We start from the raw sequence: 21732 nt of genomic DNA on the forward strand, positions 1-21732 counted from the left end.
CGACACGATCGTCGCCCAGGTCGCGGGCGTCAGGCTGATCCGGGCCGGCTCGCCCCGGTCCAGCGCGCACTCCGCCGCGTAGGTCTGGCAGAACGTCACCCACGCCGCGATCGGCTTGGCGTCGCCCAGGATCTGGGCGCCCACGTCCGCGGGCAGGCTCGCCAGCGTCTGCGCCTGAGCCGGAGCGGCGAGGCCGAGCAGCGTCGCCGCCCCGACCAGCATCCCCCGAACCGTCCTGAGAAGCCCCGCGCCCATCGAACCCGTCCCCGTTGTTGAGGACAGGATTGCGCCGCAGAGCCTCCGCGGCGCTGAAGCGGATGCGCGCAATTTTACCGATTCGCCGGTGCGGGCCCGGTCACGCGCGACAGCGTCGACGGGAGACTTGAGAACCCCTGTAAATCGGCGGCTTCGGCTTCGGGAAACGGAAACCTTGAGGGTTCGTCACCTGTAGACCCGAGCCTTCAGGTACGCCGCCGTCTTTCCGGACGACGCGAAGCCGTCCGGGACTGCGCCACGTGGGCCACGCCGACCGATGTCGCGCCGCCCTGGGTCGCCTCGCTGCGCCCGCGATGACGGGGCGGAAACGCTCAGCCCGCCGTCTGGTCCAGCTTGCGCTCGGCCTCGCCCCTCAGCTCCGGGAAATCCGCCTGCGTGTAGGCGCGGCCCCGGTGCGGGTCCTCCGTGATGCCCTCGTGCTCCAGGCGGCGGAGCTGCACCCGCCGGATCTTGCCCGAGATCGTCTTGGGCAGGTCGGTGACGAACTCGAGCCCGCGCAGGCGCTTGAAGGTCGCGAGGCGGGCGTTCGTGAAGCGGAAGATGTCGAGCGCCGTCTCGGGCCCCGGGCTGGCTCCGGCGACCAGGGAGACGTAGGCCTTCGGGATGGTGTGACGCATCGGGTCGGGCACCGGCACCACCGCCGCCTCGGCCACGGCCGGGTGCTCGATCAGCACGCTCTCCAGCTCGAAGGGGCTGATCCGGTAGCCCGACGACTTGAACACGTCGTCGGCGCGGCCCACGAACGTGTAGCAGCCCTGAGCGTCCACGAAGGCGACGTCGCCGGTGTGGTAGAGGTCGCCGTCCGCACCGGACAGGCGGCCCTGGCCGTCGTCGTAGCCCTGCATCAGGCCGGCGGGCCTGTGGGGCCCGAGCTCGAGGCAGACCTCGCCCTCCGCCGCCGGCTGGCCGTCGAGGTCGAGGACGCGCACCCGGTAGCCCGGGAGGGGCCGGCCCAGGGCGCCCGGCACCACCGGCTGCCCCGGCGTGTTGGCCATGAGCGCGGTGGTCTCGGTCTGGCCGTAGCCGTCGCGGATCGTGAGCCCCCAGGCGGTCTTCACGCGCTCGATCACCTCGGGGTTCAGGGGCTCGCCGGCCGCGCAGACCTCGCGCAGGGCGAGCCGCTTCCCGGTCAGGTCCTCCTGGATGATCATGCGCCAGACGGTCGGCGGCGCGCAGAGCGTGGTGGCGCCGGTGCGCTCCAGCTGGGCCAGCAGCGCGGCCGCGTTGAACGGCGCCTGGTTGATCACTAGGATCGTCGCCCCGGCGTTCCAGGGCGCGAAGAACGAGGACCACGCGTGCTTCGCCCAGCCCGGCGAGGAGACGTTGCAGTGCACGTCCCCCGGCTGGAGGCCGAGCCAGTACATCGTCGAGAGCGCCCCCACCGGGTAGGAGCGGTGGCTGTGGCGCACCAGCTTCGGCTTCGCCGTGGTGCCGGAGGTGAAGTACAGGAGCAGCGGGTCGTCGGCGCCGGTGGGCCCGTCGGGCGCGAAGGTCTCGGACGCGCCGAACGCATCGTCGTAGGCCGCCCAGCCCGCCGTCGCAGCGCCGGTGACGAGGCGGACGGCGCCGCCCGTATCGAGGCCGGCGAACCGCGCGATCTGCTCCGGCCCGGCCACGATCGCCCGCGGGCGGCCGCGCGCGAGGCGGTCGGCGAGCTCGTCGGCGGTGAGCAGCGTGGTCGCCGGGATGACCACGGCGCCGAGCTTCATCGCGGCCAGCATGGTCTCCCACAGGGCCGGCACGTTGCCGAGCAGCAGGAGCAGGTGGTCGCCGCGCCTCAGGCCGAGCTGCCGCAGGTGGTTGGCCACCTGGTTGGACCGTGCCGCGAGCTCGCCGAAGGTGAGACTCTGCTCGGCCCCGCTGCCGGCCTCGACGATCCGCAGGGCGGCGCGGTCGCGGCTCACGGGGCCGGCGAGGACGGCGTCGAACCAGTCGAGCGCCCAGTTGAACGGCACCGGGTCCGGCCACGCGAAGGCCGCGACGGCGGCGGCGTAGTCGGTGCGGTGGGCCAGCAGAAGGTCGCGGGCCTCCCGGAAGCTCGGCATGGTCGTTCCCTCCCCGTCTTGTGGTCTTGGCGGGCCGCCCCATCGGCGGGGGCGGACCGCGGCCTCAGGTGTTCTCGAACCGGGGCGGCCGCTTCTCCACGAAGGCGGCCATGCCCTCCTTCTGGTCCTGGGTGGCGAACATCGCGTGGAAGACCCGCCGCTCGAACCGGATCCCCTCGGTCAGCGTGGTCTCATAGGACCGGTTGACCGCCTCCTTGGTCATCATGGCGATCGGCAGCGACATCGACGCGATGGTCTCGGCCGCCTTCAGCGCCTCGTCGAGGAGCTGGTCGGCGGCGATCACCCGCGAGACGAGGCCGGCGCGCTCCGCCTCGGCGGCGTCCATCATCCGGCCGGTGAGGCACATCTCCATGGCCTTGGCCTTGCCCACGAACCGGGTCAGCCGCTGGCTGCCGCCGATCCCCGGCATCACCCCGAGCTTGATCTCGGGCTGGCCGAACTGCGCGGTGTCGGCCGCCAGGATGATGTCGCACATCATGGCGAGCTCGCAGCCGCCACCCAGCGCGTAGCCCGCCACCGCGGCGATGATCGGCTTGCGCACGGCGACGAAGCGGTCCCAGTCGGCGAACCGGTCGCCGGCGTACATCTCCGCGTAGGTGGCGTGCTGCATCTCCTTGATGTCGGCGCCGGCCGCGAAGGCCTTGGCCGAGCCGGTGAGGACGATGCAGCCGATCCCCGGATCGGCATCCGCCTCGGTCGCCGCCCGGATCACCTCGCGGGTGAGCTGCGCGTTGAGGGCGTTCAGCGCCTTCGGCCGGTTGAGGGTGATCAGCAGGACGCGCCCGCGCGTCTCCGTCAGGATCGTCTCGTATGGGTCGCTCACGACTCGCCTCCCTGCCCGCGGAGCATACGGATGATGGCGGAAAAGTCCTCTCCCCCGTGGCCCGCGCCCTCGAACAGACCGTAGATCTGCGCGGCCTCGGCGCCCAGCGGCGTCGCCGCGCCCGCGGCGTTGGCGGCGGCCTGGGCGAGCCGGAGGTCCTTGAGCATCAGCGCGGCGGCGAAGCCCGGCTTGTAGCCGGTGTTGGCCGGCGAGGTCGGCACCGGGCCCGGCACCGGGCAGTAGGTTGTCAGCGACCAGCACTGGCCCGAGGAGACCGAGGCCACGTCGTAGAGCGCCTGGTGCGACAGGCCGAGCTTCTCGCCGAGCGCGAAGGCCTCGCTGACGCCGATCATCGAGATGCCGAGGATCATGTTGTTGCAGATCTTGGCCGCCTGCCCGGCCCCGGCATCGCCGCAATGGAACACGTTCTTGCCCATCGCCTTCAGCAGCGGCTCGGCCTTGGCGAAGGCGGCCGCGGCGCCGCCGGCCATGAAGGTCAGCGTCCCGGCCTTGGCACCGCCGGTGCCGCCGGAGACCGGCGCGTCCACCGACAGGCAGTCCCGCGCCTCCGCGAGGGCGTGGGCCTTGCGGGCGCTCTCGACGTCGACGGTGGAGGAATCGATCAGCAGCGTGCCGGCGGGCAGCGCCTCGGCGAGCTGCGTCCAGACCTCGACCACGTGCCGGCCGGCGGGCAGCATGGTGATGACGACGTCTGCCCCTTCGGCCGCCTCAAGGGCCGAGCCCGCGACCGCGACGCCCCCGGCGCGCGCCGCCTCCAGCGAGGCCGGCACGAGATCGAAGCCGCGCACCGTGTGGCCCGCCTTCACGAGGTTGGCCGCCATGGGCCCGCCCATGTTGCCGAGACCGATGAACCCGATGGTCTGCGCCATCCAACCCTCCCTGTCTTGTGTCCCGCTCCTCCCGCCCCGACGGCCAGCCCTGCCGAACCATGACGGGCTCGACGTACCCCTCTCCCGTGCGGGAGAGGGGCGGGGTGAGGGATACGCCTTCTCCGGAAAGACCTGGGCCCTCACCCTGTCCTCTCCCGCACGGGAGAGGGGACCGGCGCTTCCGTGAAGATCCGAAAGCGCCGACCGTCAGGGATCCGGGACGAGGCCCCTCACATCAAACCGGCCCCGTGCGCGATTCCGAGAAAACTGGCTCCGCCCGCTTCTCCAGCCAGCGGGCGATCCGCGCCGGATCGACCCCGTCGAGGGTCGGAGGGTTCCAGCGCGGGCTCTTGTCCTTGTCGATCACCGCGGCGCGGATGCCCTCGCGGAAGTCGCCCTCCGCCAGCAGCGCCAGCGAGGCGTGGAACTCGCGTTCCAGGCAGGCCTCCAGGTTCGGCGCGCCGCGGCCGAGGCGCAGGAGGCACAGCGTCAGGACGAGGCTCGACGGCGCCTTGCTCAGGAGCGTCGCCCGGGTCGCGGCAGCGAAGTCCGAGCCGTTCGCCGCCAGGGCCGACAGGATCTCGTCGACCATGTCGAAGGCGAAGCAGCGGTCGATCACCGCGCGGCGCGCGGCCAGGGGCGCCGGGCCGGGATCCCGCGCACGGCGCGCGATCGCGTCCCGCACGCCCTCCGCGCCGGCATCGGGCGCCAGAGCCGCGAGGGCCTCGATCAGATCCGGCAGAGCCGCGGACGGCACCATCGCGTCCGCGAGGCTGCAGAGCAGTGCGTCGGCCGCGCCGACCGGCTCGCCGGTCAGGCCGAGATAGGTGCCGAGCTCTCCGGGCGCGCGCGGCAGCAGCCACGTGCCGCCGACATCCGGCAGGTAGCCGATGCCGGTTTCCGGCATGGCGACGCGGGAGCGCTCGGTGACGATGCGGTGCGCGGCGTGGCCCGCGAGCCCGACGCCGCCGCCCATGGTGATACCGTCCATCACCGCCACGAAGGGCTTCCCGTAGGCGGCGATGCGGGAATCGAGCCTGTACTCGTCCCGCCAGAAGGTCTCGGCGAAGGCGGTGTCGGGGCTGTCGTAGAGGGAGCGCAGGTCGCCGCCGGCGCACAGGCCGCGCTCGCCCTCGCCGGTGAGCAGCACCGCGGCGATGCCCGGATCGGCGGAGAAGCCGTCGAGGGCCCGGTCGATCTCGCCGACCATGCCGTGGGTCAGGGCGTTGAGGGCCTTCGGCCGGTTGAGCCGCAGGCGGCCCAGCGCGCCGACCCGCTCGACGATGACGTCGCTCATCGGCGACCCCCGGTCAGCCCGCGGGCGATGATCACCCGCATGATCTCGTTCGTGCCCTCCAGGATCTGGTGGACCCGCAGGTCCCGGACGATCTTCTCGACGCCGTACTCGGCGAGGTAGCCGTAGCCGCCGTGAAGCTGCAGCGCCTGGTTGGCGACCTCGAAGGCCGCGTCGGTGACGTGGCGCTTGGCCATGGCGCAGAGCTGGGTCGCGGCCGGGTCCTTGGCGTCGAGCGCGGCGGCCGCGTGGCGCAGGAAGGTCCGCGAGACCTCGAGGCTCGTCGCCATGTCGGCGAGCCGGAACTGCAGCGCCTGGAAATCGGTCAGCCGCGCCCCGAAGGCGCGGCGGTCGCCCATGTAGGCGAGCGCCCTGTCGAGGGCCGCCTGCGCGCCGCCGAGCGAGCAGGCCGCGATGTTGAGACGGCCCCCGTCGAGGCCGCTCATGGCGATCTTGAAGCCCTGGCCCTCGGCGCCGAGGCGGTTCTCCACCGGCACCCGGCAGCCGTCGAAGCGCACCGCGCGGGTCGGCTGGGCGTTCCAGCCCATCTTGCGCTCGTCGGCCCCGAAGGACAGGCCGGGCGTGCCCTTCTCGACCACGATCGCGGAGATCCCCGCCGGGCCGGCCTCGCCGGTGCGGACCATGCAGACGTAGAGGTCGCTGGCCCCGGCGCCCGAGATGAACTGCTTCTCGCCGGAGAGCACGTAATGGTCGCCGTCCCGCTCGGCGCGGGTGCGGAGGGCCGCGGCGTCGGAGCCCGAGCCCGGCTCGGTGAGGCAGTAGCTGGCGATCCGCTCCATGCCCATGAGCGACGGCAGCCAGCGGCGGCGCTGATAGTCGCCGCCGTAGGCGTCGATCATCCAGGCGCACATGTTGTGGATCGACAGGAACGCCGCCACGGTCGGGCAGCCGGTGCTCAGCGCCTCGAAGATCAGCGTCGCGTCGAGGCGCGACAGGCCCGACCCGCCGACATCCTCGCGGACGTAGATGCCCGCCATGCCGAGGGCGGCCGCTTCCCGCAGGGTCTCGACCGGGAAGGTCTTGTCGCGGTCCCAGTCGAGGGCGTGCGGCGCGATGTGCTCGGCCGCGAAGCCGAGGGCCATCTCGCGGATCGCGGTCCGGTCCTCGTCGAGCCCGAAACTCATGGGCGTGGCTCCAACAGTTCAGAACGGATGCACCTGGAAGAACAGGCGCATTCCCCTCCCCCCTTGTGGGGAGGGGTCAGGGGTGGGGGTGGTGCAGGATCGAACGTCCCGGTGCCGTCTGCACCACCCCCACCTCCGGCTCCTCCCCACAAGGGGGGAGGAGAGAAAAAGCGGCGCTACCGCATCGTCGGGATGGAGAATTCCGCCCCGCTCTTGATGCCGCTCGGCCAGCGCTGCGTCACGGTCTTGGTCTTGGTGTAGAAGCGGATCGAGTCCGGCCCGTGCTGGTTCAGGTCGCCGAAGCCCGAGCGCTTCCAGCCGCCGAAGGTGTGGTAGGCGATCGGGACCGGGATCGGCACGTTGACGCCGACCATGCCGACGTTGACCCGTGCGGTGAAGTCGCGGGCCGCGTCGCCGTCCTGGGTGAAGATCGCCACGCCGTTGCCGTACTGGTGGGTCGAGGGCAGCGCCAAAGCCTCCTCGTAATCCTTGGCCCGCACCACCGAGAGCACGGGGCCGAAGATCTCCTCCTTGTAGATCGTCATGTCGGGCGTCACGCGGTCGAACAGCGAGCCGCCCATGTAGAAGCCGTTCTCGTAGCCCTGGAGCTTGAAGCCGCGGCCGTCGACGGCGAGCTGCGCGCCCTCGGCAACGCCCTTGTCGATGTAGCTTGCGACCTTCTGCACGGCCTCCCGGGTGACCAGCGGGCCGTAATCGGCCGAGCCGTCGTGCGAGGGCCCGATCTTGAGCGACTCGACCCGCGGGATCAGCTTCTCCATCAGGCGGTCGGCGGTCTGCTCGCCCACCGGCACCGCCACCGAGATCGCCATGCAGCGCTCGCCGGCCGAGCCGTAGCCGGCGCCGATCAGCGCGTCGACCGCCTGGCCCATGTCGGCGTCCGGCATGATGATCATGTGGTTCTTGGCGCCGCCGAAGCACTGGGCGCGCTTGCCCGTCTCGGCGGCGCGCACGTAGATGTACTCGGCGATGTGCGAGGAGCCGACGAAGCCCACCGCCTTGATGTCCTCGTCGTCGAGGATGGCGTCGACCGCCTCCTTGTCGCCGTTGACGACGTTGAGGATCCCCGGCGGCAGGCCCGCCTCCAGGAAGATCTCGGCGATGCGGATCGGCACGCTCGGGTCGCGCTCGGACGGCTTCAGGATGAAGGCGTTGCCGCAGGCGATGGCCGGGGCGCATTTCCACAGCGGGATCATGGCCGGGAAGTTGAACGGCGTGATGCCCGCCACGACGCCGAGCGGCTGACGCAGGGAGTAGACGTCGATCCCGGGCCCGGCACCTTCGGTGTACTCGCCCTTGAGCAGGTGCGGGATGCCGCAGGCGAACTCCACGACCTCGACGCCGCGCTGGATATCGCCCTTGGCGTCCGGCACGGTCTTGCCGTGCTCGGAGGCGAGCAGCTCGGCGAGCGCGTCGTTCTCGCCGCGGATCAGCTCGAGGAAGCGCATCATCACCCGGGCGCGCTTCTGCGGGTTGGTCGCCGCCCAGGCCGGCTGGGCCGCCTTGGCGTTCTCGACGGCGGCGCGCATCTCGGCCTTGCTGGCCAGCGCGACCTTGGCCTGGACCTCGCCGGTCGAGGGATGGAACACGTCGGCGAACCGCCCGCTCTCACCGCCGACGTTCCGGCCGCCGATGTAGTGTCCGATCGTGCGCATGCGCGCCTCCCTGTGATGTGGCGTTCGATTTTGGCGCACCCTATCAGGATCGTTTGAGCGATAAAGCCGGATGCGCTTACAGCCGTCGTGCATCGATGCACAGCGAGGGTGCGATCATGGCCAGGACGGGGCCCAAGTGGGACGACCTCCGCTTCTTCCTCGCGGTGGCGCGGACCGGAACGCTGAGCGCCGCCGGGGCCCGCACCGGCACCGAGCACACGACGGTCGGGCGCCGGATCCGCGCCCTGGAGGAAGGGCTCGGCGCCCGGCTGTTCCACCGCAGCAACCTCGGCTACGCGCTCACCGAGGACGGCGCGAACCTGCTCGGCGTCGCCGAGGCCATGGAGAGCGCGTTCCTGTCGGCCAGCGCCGCCACGGAGGCCGCCCAGGCTGTCTCGGGGACGGTGCGGATCGGCGCGCCGGACGGGTTCGGCAGCGTGTTCCTGGCCCCCCGGATGCACCGGCTCACCGCGCGCCATCCGGGACTGGAGGTCGAGATCATGGCGACCGCCCGGATCTTCAGCCTGTCGAAGCGCGAGGCCGACATCGTCATCAGCCTCTCCGGCCCGCAGCAGGCCCGGGTGGTGGCGCGCCGGCTCACCGATTACCGGCTGCTCGTCTACGCGGCCGAATCCTACCTCGCGGAGGCCGGCCCGATCGCGGAGGTCGGGGACCTCTCGGGGCACCCCTTCGTCGGCTACATCGAGGACATGCTGTTCACGCGCGAGCTGAACTATCTCGGCGCCCTGGGGCCGCCGGTCTCCGCGCGGCTGCGCTCCACCAACCTCCTGGCGCAGGTCCACGCGACGCTCGGCGGCGCCGGCCTCTGCGTGCTGCCGGCCTTCATCGCGGCGGCCCATCCGGGGCTCGTGCCGGTGCTGCCCGGGGCGGTGTCACTGACGCGCTCGTTCCACATGCACATCCACGAGGACCACCGGAAGGCCGCCCATATCCGCGCGGTGGCGGGGTTCATCGCGGGCGAGGTGGAGGCGGCCGCCGGCCTGTTCGCCGGGCCGGCCATGTAAGCGCCGGCAGTTTCGCCCGGCGGGCGCAGGTCCTAAGATCGCGGTCCCGGCGCACCAGCAGAGGCGCCGGGTGGGAGAAGCAAGAGTATGGTCGCCTCGATCGCCCTGCCCCGGCTGATGCGCGTCGGCGCCGGCGCCTCGCGGCTCCTGCCGGAGGTGCTCGGCCAGCTCGGCCTGTCGCGGCCCTTCGTGGTCACCGATCCCTACCTCGCCGGCAGCGGCCGCACCGACACGCTGCTCGAGCGTCTCAAAAGCGCGGGCGCGCAGGCCACGATCTTCTCCGAGACCGTGCCGGACCCGACCGTGGCCTCGGTGGAGGCGGCGCTGGCCGCCCTCCAGGCGGGCGATTTCGACTGCGTGGTCGGCTTCGGCGGCGGCAGCCCGATGGACACCGCCAAGGCGGTGGCGGTGCTGGCCCGCCACGGCGGCCACATGCGCGACTACAAGGCGCCGCGCCAGCAGGACGAGCCCGGCCTGCCGATCGTGGCGATCCCGACCACCGCCGGCACCGGCTCGGAGGCGACCCGCTTCACCATCGTGACCGACGAGGCCTCGGACGAGAAGATGCTCTGCATCGGCCTCGCCTACCTGCCGGTGGCGGCGCTGGTCGATTACGAGCTGACGCTGACCAAGCCGAAGCGGCTCACCGCCGATACCGGCATCGACGCCCTGACCCACGCGATCGAGGCCTACGTCTCGCGCAAGTCCAACCTGTTCTCCGACGGGCTGGCGCTGCAGGCCATGCGGCTGATCGCACCGAACCTGCGCCGGGTCTGGACCGATCCCGGCGACCGGGCGGCGCGCGAGGCGATGATGCTCGGCGCCACCCAGGCGGGCATCGCGTTCTCGAACGCCTCGGTGGCGCTCGTCCACGGCATGAGCCGGCCGATCGGCGCCCATTTCCACGTGGCTCACGGGCTCTCGAACGCGATGTTGCTGCCGGCGGTGACGGCCTTCTCGGCCCCGGCCGCCATCGACCGCTACGCCGCCTGCGCCCGCGCCATGAAGATCGCCGGCCCGGACACCGACGACCGCTCGGCGGTCTCGGCCCTGGTGGCCGAGCTCGAGGCGCTGAACGACGACCTCGACGTGCCGGGACCGCAGGAATACGGCATCGACCCGGCCCGCTGGGAGGCGCTGCTGCCCACCATGGCGGCCCAGGCGCTGGCCTCCGGCTCGCCCGCCAACAACCCGGTGGAGCCCAGTGCCGACGAGATCGTGGCGCTGTACCGGCGCGTCTGGGCGGGGTGATACCCCGCGGGGCAGAGCGGATCCCGAGACGGGACATTCGACCGGCCGCCGTCTTCGCGAGGGGAGGGAAGCAAGCGGGCAGCGCCACGCGAACAGATGTCGCGCTGCCCCGGGTCGCTGCGCTGCCCCCGCGATGACGGGGTGAGGCCTACTTCGCCGCCGTCAGCGGGCAGCCGCTCTCGGCCGCGGTGGCGAAGGCCTCCTTGCCGGGAATGGTCGAGATCAGCTTGTAGAGGTCCCACGGACCCTTCGACTCGGCCGGCTTCTTCACCTCGAACAGGTACATGTCGTGGACCATGCGGCCGTTCGGCTGCACGATGCCGCCATGGGCGAAGACGTCGTCGACCGGCAGCTCCTTGAGCTTGGCGTTGACCGCGTCGGTCTCGTCGGTGCCGGCCGCCTTGACGGCCTTCAGGTAGGACAGGACCGCCGAGTAGGTGCCGGCCTGGATCATGTTGGGCATCCGGCCGGTGCGCTTCATGTAGCGCTGGCCGAAGGCGCGGGTCTCGTCGTTGGCGTCCCAGTACCAGCCCTCGGTGAGCGTCAGGCCCTGGGCGACCTTGAGGCCGAGCCCGTGCACCTCCGAGAGGGTGAACAGCAGGGCCGCGAGCTTCTGGCCGCCGTCCACGATCCCGTATTCCGCGGCCTGCTTGATCGCGTTCGAGGTGTCGAGGCCGGCATTGGCGAGCCCGATCACCTTGGCCTTCGAGCCCTGCGCCTGGAGCAGGAAGGACGAGAAGTCCTGGTTCGAGAGCGGGTGCCGGACGCTGCCCAGCACCTTGCCGCCGTTGGCCAGCACGACCTTGCTGGTGTCGGCCTCCAGCGCCGAGCCGAATGCGTAGTCGGCCGTGAGGAAGAACCACGTGTTGCCGCCCGCCCGGGTCAGCGCGCCGCCGGTGCCCACCGCCAGTGCCCGCGTGTCGAAGGCCCAGTGGTAGCCGTATGGCGTGCAGGCCTTGCCGGTGAGGTCGCTGGTCGCCGCCCCGGTGGTGATGGTGATCTTCTTCTTCTCCTTGGACAGGCCCTGGACCGCCAGCGCGACCGAGGAGGTGGTCAGCTCCATGATCGCGTCGACGCCGTCGCGATCGTACCATTGCCGGGCGATCGCCGAGGCGATGTCGGGCTTGTTCTGGTGGTCGGCCGTGAGGATCTCGATCGGCACGCTGCCGATCTTGCCGCCCATGTCCTCCACCGCCATCCGGGCGGCCTCGACCGAGCCCTGGCCGCCGTACTCGGCGTAGAGGCCGGACTGGTCGTTGAGGACGCCGATCCGTATCGCGTTGTCGGAGAAGCTTCCCTGCGCGGCCGCCGGAGCGGAGCCGAGCGCGGTCCCTGCGAGGGCGGCCGCCACAACCGCGCCGCCGATTGTCCTGATCATGTCTCCCCCCGGTTCGCCCGAGTGCCCGCTTCTGAGGCGGTTCCGGCGGCACGATAGGGGACGACCCGGCGCCGCGCCACGGCCGAGGTCGAGCGGAGGCTGAAGGTTTCCGCGGATTGTGACGCGGTTCCGATCGCCCCGTTTCCGGACCGGCGGCAACGGCAGAGGTTATAATACCTTAACCATAATTACACGAATCCCCGCGCAGGTTCCGGTCATGGACGGCAATCCGGCCGTCTCCGGCGCGTGGCGATGCGATGAACCCAGCCCGTTTCGCCGTCCTCGGTATCGCCCTCGCGGCGGGGACCGGGGCGGCCTTCCTGATGAGCGGCGGCGACCCGCCGCCGCCGCCGCCACCGCCGAAGGCCGAGGCGCCGCCGCAGCCGACGACCGACGTGCTCGTGGCGGCCATCGACATGCCCATGGGTCAGGTGCTCCGGGCCGCGGACCTGCGCTGGCAACCCTGGCCTGACGGCGCCGTGGCCAACGGCTACATGACCCGCAAGATCAACCCCAAGGCGCTCGAGGAGACCGTGGGCGCGTCCGTGCGCTCGGGCTTCCTGACGGGCGAGCCGATCCGCGCGCAGAAGCTGGTGCGGCCGGAGAGCGGGTTCATGGCGGCGATCCTGCCGCCCGGCATGCGCGCGGTCGCCATCGTCACCGACAGCCGCGGCACGAACTCGGCCGGCGGCTTCATCCTGCCGAACGACCGCGTCGACGTGATCCGCACCTTCCGCGACGAGTCCAACTCGCGGGCCAACAACAGCGACGTGCAGCTCTCCCAGACCATCCTGACCGACATCCGCGTCCTGGCGATCGGTCAGCTGGTCCAGGAGAAGAACGGCACCAACGTCGTCACCGGCGAGACCGCGACGCTGGCCGTCACGCCCGCGCAGGCCGAGACCCTGGCCCTCGCCCAGAAGGTCGGCGCCCTGACCCTCTCCCTGCGCAGCCTCGCCGATGCCGGGCGGCCGCCCGAAGCCACGCCGCTGGCCGACGCGTCCGCCGCGCAGATGCCCGAACCCGCCCTGACCGTGGTGCGCTTCGGCGTCGCGCGGCAGCAGACGCCGTGACCGCCATGATCGCTCCGCCGCCCGCTTCGCTGCCCGACGCCCGCCCGCCGCGGCGCTCCGACCGCGGCCCGCGCCGCCGCTCGGCCGGCGCCCTCGCCCTGCTGGCCGCCCTCAGCGGGCCGGCCTCCGCCCAGGACCGCCAGACCTTCGGTCCCGCACCGGTCCTGACGGTCGGGGCCGCGGAGGCCAACACCACCCGGCGGGTCGAGCTGACCGCCGGCCGCTCCGTCATCGTCGACCTGCCGCGGGACGCCAAGGAGGTGTTCGTGGCCAACCCCGCGGTCGCCAACGCCGTGGTCCGCTCGACCCGCAAGGTCTTCGTGATCGGCATGGCCGACGGCGCGACCTCGATCTTCATCATGGATGCCGAGGGCCGCCAGATCGCCGCCCTCGACGTGACGGTGGCGCGGGACCTCAACCTCGGGACCCTGCGCGAGCTGCTCAGCCAGAGCATCCCGGGCGGCCGCTTCGACGTGCGCTCCTCGGGTGCCTCGGTGCTCCTGTCGGGCTCGGTCAACTCCTCGGCGGACGCGCAGCAGGCGATCGACATCGCCAACGCCTTCGTGGGCCTGGGCGGCGGCGGGGCCGCCGGTCCGGCCGGGGCGGCGAGTGGCGGCGTCGCCGCCGGTTCGCGGGGCGCGGTGATCAACAACCTCACGATCCGCAACAAGGATCAGGTGATGCTCCGCGTCACCGTGGTGGAGGTGTCCCGCAACGTCGTGAAGCAGTTCGGCATCAACATGACCGGCAACTGGGCGGCGCTGAACCCGGTCGGGACCGTCGGGCAGACGATCGTGAACAGCGGGACCGCCGCCGCCGCGTCGGTGCCGGCGAACCTCCCGAACGTCCTGACCAACAACCTGCCCTTCACGATCAACCCGAACACGCCCAGCGGAAACCAGATCCAGGCCTCCGTTCAGGCGGGCGGCCTGTCGCTCCAGGCGACCCTGAAGGCGTTCGAGCAGGCCGGCGTCTCGCGCATCCTGGCCGAGCCGACGCTCACCGCCATCTCGGGCGAGGCCGCCAAGTTCCTGGCCGGCGGCGAGTTCGCGGTCCCGTCCTCGGCCACCTGCGCGGTCAACGGCGCCTGCACGCCCGGGATCACCTACAAGCCCTACGGCGTCGCCCTGTCGTTCACCCCGACGGTGCTGGCCGACAACCGGATCTCGATCCGCGTCGCCACGGACGTGACCGAGATCGATCCGACGCAGAGCTTCAGCTACGTCGTCGGCAACACCTCGGTCGCGGTGCCGGGCACCCGGGTGCGCCGCTCCGAGACCACCGTCGAGCTGCCGTCCGGCGGCGTGATGATGACCGCCGGCCTGATCCAGCAGTTCAACAAGCAGGCGATCGCCGGCCTGCCCGGCCTGATCAACCTCCCGATCCTCGGCGCGCTGTTCCGCTCCCGCGACTACCAGCGCCAGGAGACCGAGCTGATGATCATGTGCACGCCCTACATCGCCCGGCCGATGGAGCCGAAGCAGGTCAGCCGGCCCGACGACAATTTCGTCGATGCCAGCGACGGCCAGACCGTGCTGCTCGGCCAGATCAACCGCATCTACGGCAAGGTCGCCCCGCCCGGCGCGGCCGCCGCGGCGCCGCTCGGCCGCACCTACCGCGGCCGCGTCGGCTTCATCGTCGAGTAGCGCCCCGCCGCGCCTTCAGGATCGGACCCATGACCGGACGTCACACGCCCGCCCCGCACCGCCGCGCCGCGAGCGTGCTCGCCGCCTGCGCACTGGGCGCCCTCGCGTCGGCCTGCAAGACCGATCCCGTCACGACGGGCGGCATCGACGTGACGGATTACCGCGCGCGCCACCCGATCGTCCTGACCGACGGGAATCGCACCCTCGACGTGTTCCCCACCGGAACGGGTCATCTGGACCCGCGCCAGGCCAACGATGTCGACGCCTTCATGCTGGAATACCGGCGCTACGGCCGCGGAAGCCTGCTGATGCAGGTGCCGCAGGGCGTCCCGGCCGACCAGGTCGTCGCCGTGGAGCGGACCGCTTCGGTGCTCGGCCGGCTCGGCACGCAGAACGGCGTCAACGGCCGCGAGATCGCGGTCAGCGGCTACGCGGTGGCCGCGCCGACCCTCGCTTCGCCGATCCGGCTGAGCTTCCAGCGCATGCAGGCCAAGGTTGCCGACGCCTGCGGCCTCTGGCCCCAGGACCTCGGAGCCCGCGGCTTCGCGAGCGACTACAGCAATCAGCCGAGCTGGAACCTGGGCTGCGCCATGCAGTCCAACGTGGCCGCCCAGGTCGCCGACCCGATCGACCTCGTGCGCGGCCGGCCCGAGGGCCGCATCGACACGGTCAAGCGGGTCCGGGACATTGGCCAGTTGCGGGACGGCAAGGATCCGTCAACCACATGGCGGCAAGATGGGCAGACCGCCGTGAAGTCTCAGGTCGCGAACTGAGACTGCCGGCGCCGGGGATGGGCAGCCCCGCCGCCGACCGCAACGCCGCGCCCCGCACGCGAACCCGAAAGCGCCGTCATGGCAGAGCTGTCCGAGACGACCGAGCGCACGATCGCCCCGGTGCCCCGGATCACCATCCAGGCATTCTGCGAGACCGGCGAGACCGCGGCGATGATCGAGGGCGCGGCCCTCGACCGGCGCATGCAGAAGGCGCAGGTCAAGGTCCGGATGGGCGGCGGTGCCGCGGCGATCGAGGCCTACCGGCACGCGCCGACGCCCAACGTCATCATCATCGAGATCCAGGGCGCGCGCTCGAGGCCGATCGAGTGCCTCGACGCCCTGGCCGAGGTCTGCGACGAGGGCACCCGCGTCCTGGTGATCGGCCACGTCAACGACGTGATGCTGTACCGGCAGCTGATCCAGCGCGGCGTGTCCGATTACCTGATGGCCCCGGTCGAGCCACTGACGCTCATCGCGGCGATCTCCGACCTGTTCACGGCGCCGGGCGTCAAGCCGGTGGGCCGGACCGTGGCGGTCTACGGCGTCAAGGGCGGCATCGGCGCCTCGACCGTGGCGCACAATTTCGCGTGGTCGGTGGCCCGGGGCCAGGGCGTCCAGACGGTGATCGCCGATCTCGACATCGCCTTCGGCACCGCCTCGCTCAACTTCAACCAGGACCCGCCGCAGGGCATCGCCGAGGCGGTATTCGCCCCCGAGCGCCTGGATTCGGCCCTGGTCGAGCGGCTGCTGTCCAAGTGCAGCGACAACCTGAGCCTGCTCTCGGCCCCGGCGAGCCTCGACCGGACCATCGACCTGTCCGAGCCGGCCTTCGACACCCTGATCGAGCACATGCGGGCGAGCGTGCCGTGCGTGGTCCTCGACATCCCCCACCAGTGGAACGCGTGGACGAAGCGCGTCCTGACGGCGGCCGACGAGATCCTGATCGTCGCCGGGCCGGACCTCGCCTGCCTGCGCAACGCCAAGAACCTCCTCGGCGCGCTCAAGCACGGCCGCCCGAACGACCAGCCGCCCCGGATCCTGCTCAACGGCGTCGGCGTCCCCAAGCGGCCCGAGATCGGCACCGCCGAGTTCGCCAAGGCCCTGGAGGCGCCGGTGGCCCTGACGATCCCCTTCGAGCCGACCCTGTTCGGCACGGCGGCCAACAACGGACAGATGATCGCCGAGATCCAGGCCGGTTCGAAGGTGGCGGAGCTGTTCAACGATCTGGCGGCCATCACCCTCGGGCGTCCCGAGACCCGGCGGGGGCGTCCGAGCCTGCTGGAGCCGCTGCTCGCCAAGCTTTCCGGCCGCAAGGCATCCTGATGCGGACGCGATCCCTCACCCGGCCGGTTCCGCGGGTCAGCGTCGGGGCTCTGACCCATGTTCGGTAGGCGACAATCCGGCGGGGCGTCGGCAGCGCCCCCGCCGATCCCGCAGATGCGGACCCCGGCTCCGGCCACGCCGGTGCTGCGCGACGCGCCGGCGCCCGCGCCGGCCCAGCGCCCGGCCCCGGCGGCCCCGGTCGTGGTCGAGACCGCGCGCTCGGAGGATTACTACCGCACCAAGAGCCTGATCTTCGGCGCCCTCATCGAGGCGATCGACCTGACGCAGCTCTCGCGCCTCGACGCCGAGACCGCGCGCGAGGAGATCCGCGACATCGTCACGGAGATCATCGGGCTCAAGAACATCGTCCTGTCGATCTCCGAGCAGGAGGAACTGCTCGACGACATCTGCAACGACGTGCTGGGCTACGGCCCGCTGGAGCCGCTGCTCGCCCGCGACGACATCGCCGACATCATGGTCAACGGCGCCCACCGGACCTTCATCGAGGTCGGCGGCAAGATCCAGCTGACCAGCGTCCGGTTCCGCGACAACCAGCAGCTGATGAACATCTGCCAGCGGATCGTCAGCCAGGTGGGCCGCCGCGTCGACGACGCCTCGCCGATCTGCGACGCCCGCCTGCCGGACGGGTCCCGCGTCAACGTCATCGCGCCGCCGCTCGCCATCGACGGCCCGGCGCTGACGATCCGCAAGTTCAAGAAGGACAAGCTGACGCTGGAGCAGCTCGTGCGCTTCGGGGCGATCTCGCCCGAGGGCGCCGAGGTTCTCAAGATCATCGGCCAGTCGCGCTGCAACGTCGTCATCTCGGGCGGCACCGGCTCGGGCAAGACCACGCTGCTGAACTGCCTCACCGCCTTCATCGAGCACGACGAGCGGGTCATCACCTGCGAGGACGCGGCGGAACTCCAGCTCCAGCAGCCGCACGTCGTGCGCCTGGAGACGCGCCCGCCCAACATGGAGGGCCAGGGGCAGGTCACCATGCGCGACCTCGTGAAGAACTGCCTGCGCATGCGTCCGGAGCGGATCATCGTCGGCGAGGTGCGCGGACCGGAGGCGTTCGACCTGCTCCAGGCGATGAACACCGGCCACGACGGCTCGATGGGCACGCTGCACGCCAACAGCCCGCGCGAGTGCCTGTCGCGTATCGAATCGATGATCTCGATGGGCGGCTTCACCCTGCCGTCGCGGACCCTGCGCGAGATGATCTGCGGCTCGATCGACGTCGTGATCCAGGCGATGCGCCTGCGCGACGGCTCCCGGCGCATCACCCACATCACCGAGGTGCTCGGCATGGAGGGCGACGTCATCACGACCCAGGACGTGTTCCTCTACGACATCGTCGGCGAGGACGCGAACGGCAAGCTGATCGGGCGCCACCGCTCCACCGGCGTCGGCCGGCCGAAATTCTGGGAGCGCGCCCGCTACTACGGCCTGGAGCAGCGGCTCGGCGAGGCGCTCGACGCCGCCGAGGTCGTCGACCGGAGCTGAGCCGATGGCGGACGCCTCCAACCTGCCGATCGCCGCCGGCCTCGTCGGCATCGCGGTCGCCGCCGTCGCCTACGTGGCGGTCCTGCCCCTGCTCGGCGGCGAGCGCCGGGCCAGCAAGCGCCTGAAGACGATCAGCGTCTCCGCCTCGGGGGCGGCGACCCGGGGCGTCGCGGTCAACCGGCGCGAGCAGGTCGCCAAGACGCTGAGCGAGATCGAGGCGAAGGCCAAGGGCGCCTCGAAGGCCAGCGTCGAGCTGAAGCTCGCCCGCGCCGGCCTCGGCTGGACGAAGCAGACCTTCTACGGGGTCTCGGCCCTGAGCGGCGTCGTCTTCGGGCTCCTGCTCTTCGTCGTCGCCGACAACGCCCTGGCGGCGCTCGGCGCCGCCTTCGCGGGCGGCTTCGGCCTGCCGGCCTACCTGCTGCGCCACCTGCGGCTCAAGCGCATCGCGAAGTTCAACAAGGAGCTGCCCAACGCCGTCGACGTGGTGGTCCGCGGCATCCGCACCGGCATCCCGGTGGGCGACTGCTTCCGCATGGTCTCGCGCGAGGCCGAGGAGCCGGTGCGCAGCGAGTTCCGGACCGTGGTCGAGACCCAGGCGATGGGCCTGTCGCTCGGCGAGGCCTGCACGCGCCTGTTCGAGCGGGTGCCCACCGCCGAGGTGAACTTCTTCGCCATCGTGATCAACATCCAGCAGCAATCGGGCGGCAACCTGTCCGAGGCGCTGAACAACCTGTCCACGGTGCTGCGCGACCGCGCCAAGATGCGCGGCAAGGTCCAGGCGATGAGCATGGAGGCCAAGGCCTCGGCCTCGATCATCGCCTGCCTGCCCTTCGCGGTGGCGGGCATCACCGCGCTCACCAGCCCCGACTACATCTCGCTGCTCTGGACCACCGATACGGGCAAGATCGCCCTGGTCGGCGCGGCGATCTGGATGTCCATCGGCATCTTCACGATCAAGAAGATGATCGCCTTCGAGTTCTAGGCGCGGTGCGCCGTCTGCCGGATCCCGCCCGATGATCGACGCCATCGCCGAGAAGCTGTTCGATCCCCGCTTCATGGGCACGTTCCTGACCGCCATCGCGGCGGCCGCGACCGCCTACGCGGTGGCGCAGCCCTTCCTGGAGACCGACCGGCTCGGCAAGCGGATGAAGCTCGTCAGCGACGAGCGCGAGCAGATCCGGCGGCGCGAGCGGCTGAGCGCGGAGCGGACCGGCAACCGGGCGACGCTGCGCACGGAGCCGAAGGCCTACATGAAGTCTGTCGTCGAGAAGTACCAGCTGCGCCGCTGGCTCGGCACCGAAACGGCCAAGCGCAAGCTGATGCAGGCGGGCTACCGCGGCCAGGGGGCGGAGACGGCGTTCCTGTTCTTCCGTCTCGTCGTGCCGGTCGCGGCGGTGATCGCGGCCCTGTTCTACCTGTTCGTGCTGGAGGTGCTCGACGCCTCGTACCTGATGCGGTTCGGGCTGGTGATCGGCGCGGCCTACATGGGCATCAAGGCGCCCGAGCTGTTCCTGGTGAACACGGCCAAGAAGCGCCAGACCGAGATCCGCAAGGCGTGGCCGGACGCCCTCGACCTGACGCTGATCTGCGTGGAATCCGGCATGGCGATCGAGAACGCGTTCCGGAAGGTGAGCACCGAGATCGCCACGTCCTCGGTCGTGCTGGCCGAGGAACTCGCCCTGATGACGGCCGAGATGTCGTTCCTGCCCGACCGGCGCCAGGCCTACGAGAACCTCGTGATGCGCACCGGGCTCGAGCCGGTGAAATCCGTGGCGACGGCGCTGATCCAGGCCGAGCGCTACGGCACGCCGGTCGGCCAGGCGCTGCGCGTGCTGAGCCAGGAGAGCCGCGACATGCGCATGAACGAGGCCGAGAAGAAGGCGGCCGGGCTGCCGCCGAAGCTCACCGTGCCGATGATCCTGTTCTTCCTGCCGGTGCTGTTCGTGGTCATCATCACCCCGGCGGTCATCCAGATCATGCGGACGCAGTGACGGCCGGAACGCGCCGGGGGATGCGCGAGGGACAGCGGCAGGGGCTGTTACAGGTCCCGCCTCACCGGATGCGGCCGGGCCGGGTCGGCTCGAACACGATGCGGCGGTGATAGGCGCACCAGCTCTTGCCGTCGGACACGGGGGCGCCGCAGCAGATGGCGCGGTCGTTCGGCTCGCCGATGATGTACTTGCACACGAAGGCGCCGGACTGCGCGAAGGGCACGCGCAGGTCGGCCGACGGCTCCTCGACGGACTCGGCGTCGCCGATCTGGGACATGCGGACGAGTTGATTCATGGTATCGATCGGCTCAATAAGCATCCTGCACGGTGGGTCGGGCGCCCGGGCAGACAGGGAAGGTTTGAACGCATCTCGTTCGGGCGACGTCCCCGTCTCGCGTCCGCAAGCGGGGCGTCCGGGGCGGCCAACACGATGCCGGCCGGACGGCCGACGCGATTGGCGTCATCATGGTGTCGTAACTGGGGTTACGGCTCTTTAAAACAAGACCAGCCTGCGCTGGATGCATCGGACCACGGTGCGGGATGCGTAGCTCCCCCGTTCCCGCGCGTGCTCGATTGGCGCTCGATTGGCATTGGCCAGCACCGGCGCAACTGACGAATCCGCGCGAACGCCGCCGTCCCGCGGCGGCCCGGACGTGCAACGCGGTGCGACCTGTGGTTCTGTGAGCCCGCCGCAACGCGAACAGTGCCGGATCCGCCGACCATGGCCCATGCGCCCCTCGTGTCACCCGAATGGCTGCACGACCGCCTCGCGGCCCCCGACATCGTCGTGCTCGACACCTCGTGGTATCTCCCGGCCGCCGGCCGCGATCCCGAGGCCGAGTTCCGCGCGGCCCACATCCCCGGCGCCCGCCGCTTCGATCTCGACGCCATGAGCGACACCGAGTCGAGCCTGCCGCACATGCTGCCGCGGCCCGAGGTGTTCGCGGCCCGGATGCGCGCGCTCGGGATCGGCGACGGCATGCAGATCGTTGTCTACGACGGGCAGGGGCTGTTCTCGGCCCCGCGGGTCTGGTGGATGCTCAAGGCCTTCGGGGTGCGCGACGCGCTGGTGCTGGACGGCGGCCTGCCGGCCTGGGTGGCGGCCGGCTACCCGACCGAGGAGGGCGAGCCGCGCCCGCACGAGCGCCGGCACTTCACCGCCCGCCTCGATCACGGCGCCGTGGCGGACGCGAACGACGTCGCCCGGGCCCTCGACACCGGCTCGGCGCAGGTGGTCGATGCCCGCTCGGGCACGCGGTTCCGCGGCGAGGAGCCGGAGCCCCGCCCCGGCGTCAGGCCCGGGCACATGCCCGGCGCGCGCAACCTGCACTACGCGGCCCTCCAGCGCGACGGCCGGATGAAGAGCCCCGACGAGCTGAAGGCGGTCTTCGCCGAGAACGGCGTCGATCCGGACCGGCCGATCGTGACCACCTGCGGCTCGGGCGTGACCGCGGCGATCATCGCGCTGGCGCTGGAGACCATGGGCCGCCCGGCGCGGGGCCTCTACGACGGCTCCTGGTCGGAATGGGGCGCCGACCCGGCCCGGGCGGTGGCGACCGGCCCCTGAGGGGCGGCCCTCCGGACCTCCGGGCCTGCCGA

The 21732-nt window shown here is 71.4% G+C and carries 18 protein-coding genes and 1 pseudogene; 10 read left to right on the forward strand and 9 right to left on the reverse strand.

The window, feature by feature from the left end:
- The 7 genes and pseudogenes from ACLBXO_RS21245 to ACLBXO_RS21275 all read right to left on the reverse strand — a co-directional run.
- Window positions 1-255 (reverse strand): annotated as a pseudogene (locus ACLBXO_RS21245) (transglutaminase-like cysteine peptidase); the annotation flags it as partial.
- 332 nt (window positions 256-587) lie between these two features.
- Complete coding sequence (locus tag ACLBXO_RS21250; protein ID WP_447686583.1) at window positions 588-2321, reverse strand: AMP-binding protein; 1734 nt, start codon at window positions 2319-2321, stop codon at window positions 588-590.
- Window positions 2322-2385: 64 nt separating this feature from the next.
- Window positions 2386-3165 (reverse strand): enoyl-CoA hydratase, encoded by a 780-nt coding sequence (locus tag ACLBXO_RS21255; protein ID WP_447686584.1) that lies wholly within the window; start codon window positions 3163-3165, stop codon window positions 2386-2388.
- Window positions 3162-4055 (reverse strand): 3-hydroxyisobutyrate dehydrogenase, encoded by an 894-nt coding sequence (gene mmsB, locus ACLBXO_RS21260; protein WP_447686585.1) that lies wholly within the window; start codon window positions 4053-4055, stop codon window positions 3162-3164. Before mmsB ends, ACLBXO_RS21255 begins: the two co-directional genes overlap by 4 nt.
- Window positions 4056-4290: 235 nt before the next feature.
- Window positions 4291-5352: an enoyl-CoA hydratase/isomerase family protein gene (locus ACLBXO_RS21265; protein ID WP_447686586.1), complete on the reverse strand. Its 1062-nt coding sequence runs from the start codon at window positions 5350-5352 to the stop codon at window positions 4291-4293.
- Entirely contained in the window at window positions 5349-6494 is a 1146-nt protein-coding gene (locus tag ACLBXO_RS21270; protein ID WP_447686587.1) for an isobutyryl-CoA dehydrogenase, read from the reverse strand. The genes ACLBXO_RS21265 and ACLBXO_RS21270 overlap by 4 nt, the downstream gene beginning before the upstream one ends.
- 176 nt (window positions 6495-6670) lie before the next feature.
- Window positions 6671-8167: a CoA-acylating methylmalonate-semialdehyde dehydrogenase gene (locus tag ACLBXO_RS21275; protein WP_447686588.1), complete on the reverse strand. Its 1497-nt coding sequence runs from the start codon at window positions 8165-8167 to the stop codon at window positions 6671-6673.
- Between the two features lie 116 nt (window positions 8168-8283).
- Here ACLBXO_RS21275 and ACLBXO_RS21280 point away from each other — a divergent pair, with 116 nt between their 5' ends.
- Window positions 8284-9192, forward strand: a complete 909-nt coding sequence (locus ACLBXO_RS21280; RefSeq protein ID WP_447686589.1) for a LysR family transcriptional regulator — start codon at window positions 8284-8286, stop codon at window positions 9190-9192.
- An 87-nt stretch (window positions 9193-9279) separates the two neighbouring features.
- Window positions 9280-10443: an iron-containing alcohol dehydrogenase gene (locus tag ACLBXO_RS21285; protein ID WP_331314873.1), complete on the forward strand. Its 1164-nt coding sequence runs from the start codon at window positions 9280-9282 to the stop codon at window positions 10441-10443.
- 148 nt (window positions 10444-10591) lie between these two features.
- Here the strand turns inward: ACLBXO_RS21285 and ACLBXO_RS21290 are convergent, their stop codons facing one another.
- The gene (locus tag ACLBXO_RS21290) at window positions 10592-11821 is read right to left on the reverse strand and encodes an ABC transporter substrate-binding protein (protein WP_331314875.1); all 1230 of its coding nucleotides are present in this window, start codon (window positions 11819-11821) and stop codon (window positions 10592-10594) included.
- 257 nt (window positions 11822-12078) lie between these two features.
- On the opposite strand from ACLBXO_RS21290, the gene cpaB reads away from it, so the two are divergent.
- The 7 genes from cpaB to ACLBXO_RS21325 all read left to right on the forward strand — a co-directional run bounded on the left by cpaB (window position 12079) and on the right by ACLBXO_RS21325 (window position 20133).
- Window positions 12079-12894, forward strand: coding sequence for a Flp pilus assembly protein CpaB (cpaB, locus tag ACLBXO_RS21295; RefSeq protein ID WP_447686590.1), 816 nt, complete (start codon window positions 12079-12081; stop codon window positions 12892-12894).
- 5 nt (window positions 12895-12899) lie between these two features.
- The gene (locus ACLBXO_RS21300; protein WP_331314927.1) at window positions 12900-14540 is read left to right on the forward strand and encodes a type II and III secretion system protein family protein; all 1641 of its coding nucleotides are present in this window, start codon (window positions 12900-12902) and stop codon (window positions 14538-14540) included.
- A gap of 29 nt (window positions 14541-14569) precedes the next feature.
- The gene (locus tag ACLBXO_RS21305) at window positions 14570-15313 is read left to right on the forward strand and encodes a CpaD family pilus assembly protein (protein ID WP_331314879.1); all 744 of its coding nucleotides are present in this window, start codon (window positions 14570-14572) and stop codon (window positions 15311-15313) included.
- Window positions 15314-15391: 78 nt separating this feature from the next.
- The gene (locus ACLBXO_RS21310) at window positions 15392-16636 is read left to right on the forward strand and encodes an AAA family ATPase (protein WP_447686591.1); all 1245 of its coding nucleotides are present in this window, start codon (window positions 15392-15394) and stop codon (window positions 16634-16636) included.
- Between the two features lie 57 nt (window positions 16637-16693).
- On the forward strand, window positions 16694-18142 hold the full coding sequence (locus ACLBXO_RS21315; protein ID WP_331314885.1) for a CpaF family protein: 1449 nt from the start codon (window positions 16694-16696) through the stop codon (window positions 18140-18142).
- A gap of 4 nt (window positions 18143-18146) precedes the next feature.
- Window positions 18147-19124 carry a type II secretion system F family protein gene (locus tag ACLBXO_RS21320; RefSeq protein WP_447686592.1) on the forward strand — a complete coding sequence of 326 codons (978 nt, stop codon included), beginning with the start codon at window positions 18147-18149 and terminating at the stop codon, window positions 19122-19124.
- Between the two features lie 31 nt (window positions 19125-19155).
- Complete coding sequence (locus tag ACLBXO_RS21325; RefSeq protein WP_331314889.1) at window positions 19156-20133, forward strand: type II secretion system F family protein; 978 nt, start codon at window positions 19156-19158, stop codon at window positions 20131-20133.
- Window positions 20134-20194: 61 nt separating this feature from the next.
- On the opposite strand, the gene ACLBXO_RS21330 is transcribed toward ACLBXO_RS21325, so the two are convergent.
- Window positions 20195-20428 carry a GcrA family cell cycle regulator gene (locus ACLBXO_RS21330; protein ID WP_331314890.1) on the reverse strand — a complete coding sequence of 78 codons (234 nt, stop codon included), beginning with the start codon at window positions 20426-20428 and terminating at the stop codon, window positions 20195-20197.
- A 426-nt stretch (window positions 20429-20854) separates the two neighbouring features.
- On the opposite strand from ACLBXO_RS21330, the gene sseA reads away from it, so the two are divergent.
- Window positions 20855-21700: a 3-mercaptopyruvate sulfurtransferase gene (sseA, locus tag ACLBXO_RS21335; RefSeq protein ID WP_331314892.1), complete on the forward strand. Its 846-nt coding sequence runs from the start codon at window positions 20855-20857 to the stop codon at window positions 21698-21700.
- Window positions 21701-21732 lie beyond the last annotated feature (32 nt).

The sequence above is a fragment of the Methylobacterium sp. C33D genome, assembly GCF_053345825.1.

Excerpts from the sequence above, each read along its gene's own strand:
- ACLBXO_RS21280 (WP_447686589.1), top strand. The coding sequence starts at position 8,284 with ATGGCCAGGACGGGGCCCAAGTGGGACGACCTCCGCTTCTTCCTCGCG.
- ACLBXO_RS21330 (WP_331314890.1), bottom strand. The coding sequence starts at position 20,428 with ATGAATCAACTCGTCCGCATGTCCCAGATCGGCGACGCCGAGTCCGTC.
- ACLBXO_RS21275 (WP_447686588.1), bottom strand. The coding sequence starts at position 8,167 with ATGCGCACGATCGGACACTACATCGGCGGCCGGAACGTCGGCGGTGAG.
- ACLBXO_RS21325 (WP_331314889.1), top strand. The coding sequence starts at position 19,156 with ATGATCGACGCCATCGCCGAGAAGCTGTTCGATCCCCGCTTCATGGGC.
- ACLBXO_RS21310 (WP_447686591.1), top strand. The coding sequence starts at position 15,392 with ATGGCAGAGCTGTCCGAGACGACCGAGCGCACGATCGCCCCGGTGCCC.
- ACLBXO_RS21250 (WP_447686583.1), bottom strand. The coding sequence starts at position 2,321 with ATGCCGAGCTTCCGGGAGGCCCGCGACCTTCTGCTGGCCCACCGCACC.
- cpaB (WP_447686590.1), top strand. The coding sequence starts at position 12,079 with ATGAACCCAGCCCGTTTCGCCGTCCTCGGTATCGCCCTCGCGGCGGGG.
- ACLBXO_RS21265 (WP_447686586.1), bottom strand. The coding sequence starts at position 5,352 with ATGAGCGACGTCATCGTCGAGCGGGTCGGCGCGCTGGGCCGCCTGCGG.
- sseA (WP_331314892.1), top strand. The coding sequence starts at position 20,855 with ATGGCCCATGCGCCCCTCGTGTCACCCGAATGGCTGCACGACCGCCTC.
- mmsB (WP_447686585.1), bottom strand. The coding sequence starts at position 4,055 with ATGGCGCAGACCATCGGGTTCATCGGTCTCGGCAACATGGGCGGGCCC.
- ACLBXO_RS21270 (WP_447686587.1), bottom strand. The coding sequence starts at position 6,494 with ATGAGTTTCGGGCTCGACGAGGACCGGACCGCGATCCGCGAGATGGCC.
- ACLBXO_RS21290 (WP_331314875.1), bottom strand. The coding sequence starts at position 11,821 with ATGATCAGGACAATCGGCGGCGCGGTTGTGGCGGCCGCCCTCGCAGGG.
- ACLBXO_RS21320 (WP_447686592.1), top strand. The coding sequence starts at position 18,147 with ATGGCGGACGCCTCCAACCTGCCGATCGCCGCCGGCCTCGTCGGCATC.
- ACLBXO_RS21300 (WP_331314927.1), top strand. The coding sequence starts at position 12,900 with ATGATCGCTCCGCCGCCCGCTTCGCTGCCCGACGCCCGCCCGCCGCGG.
- ACLBXO_RS21305 (WP_331314879.1), top strand. The coding sequence starts at position 14,570 with ATGACCGGACGTCACACGCCCGCCCCGCACCGCCGCGCCGCGAGCGTG.
- ACLBXO_RS21285 (WP_331314873.1), top strand. The coding sequence starts at position 9,280 with ATGGTCGCCTCGATCGCCCTGCCCCGGCTGATGCGCGTCGGCGCCGGC.
- ACLBXO_RS21315 (WP_331314885.1), top strand. The coding sequence starts at position 16,694 with ATGTTCGGTAGGCGACAATCCGGCGGGGCGTCGGCAGCGCCCCCGCCG.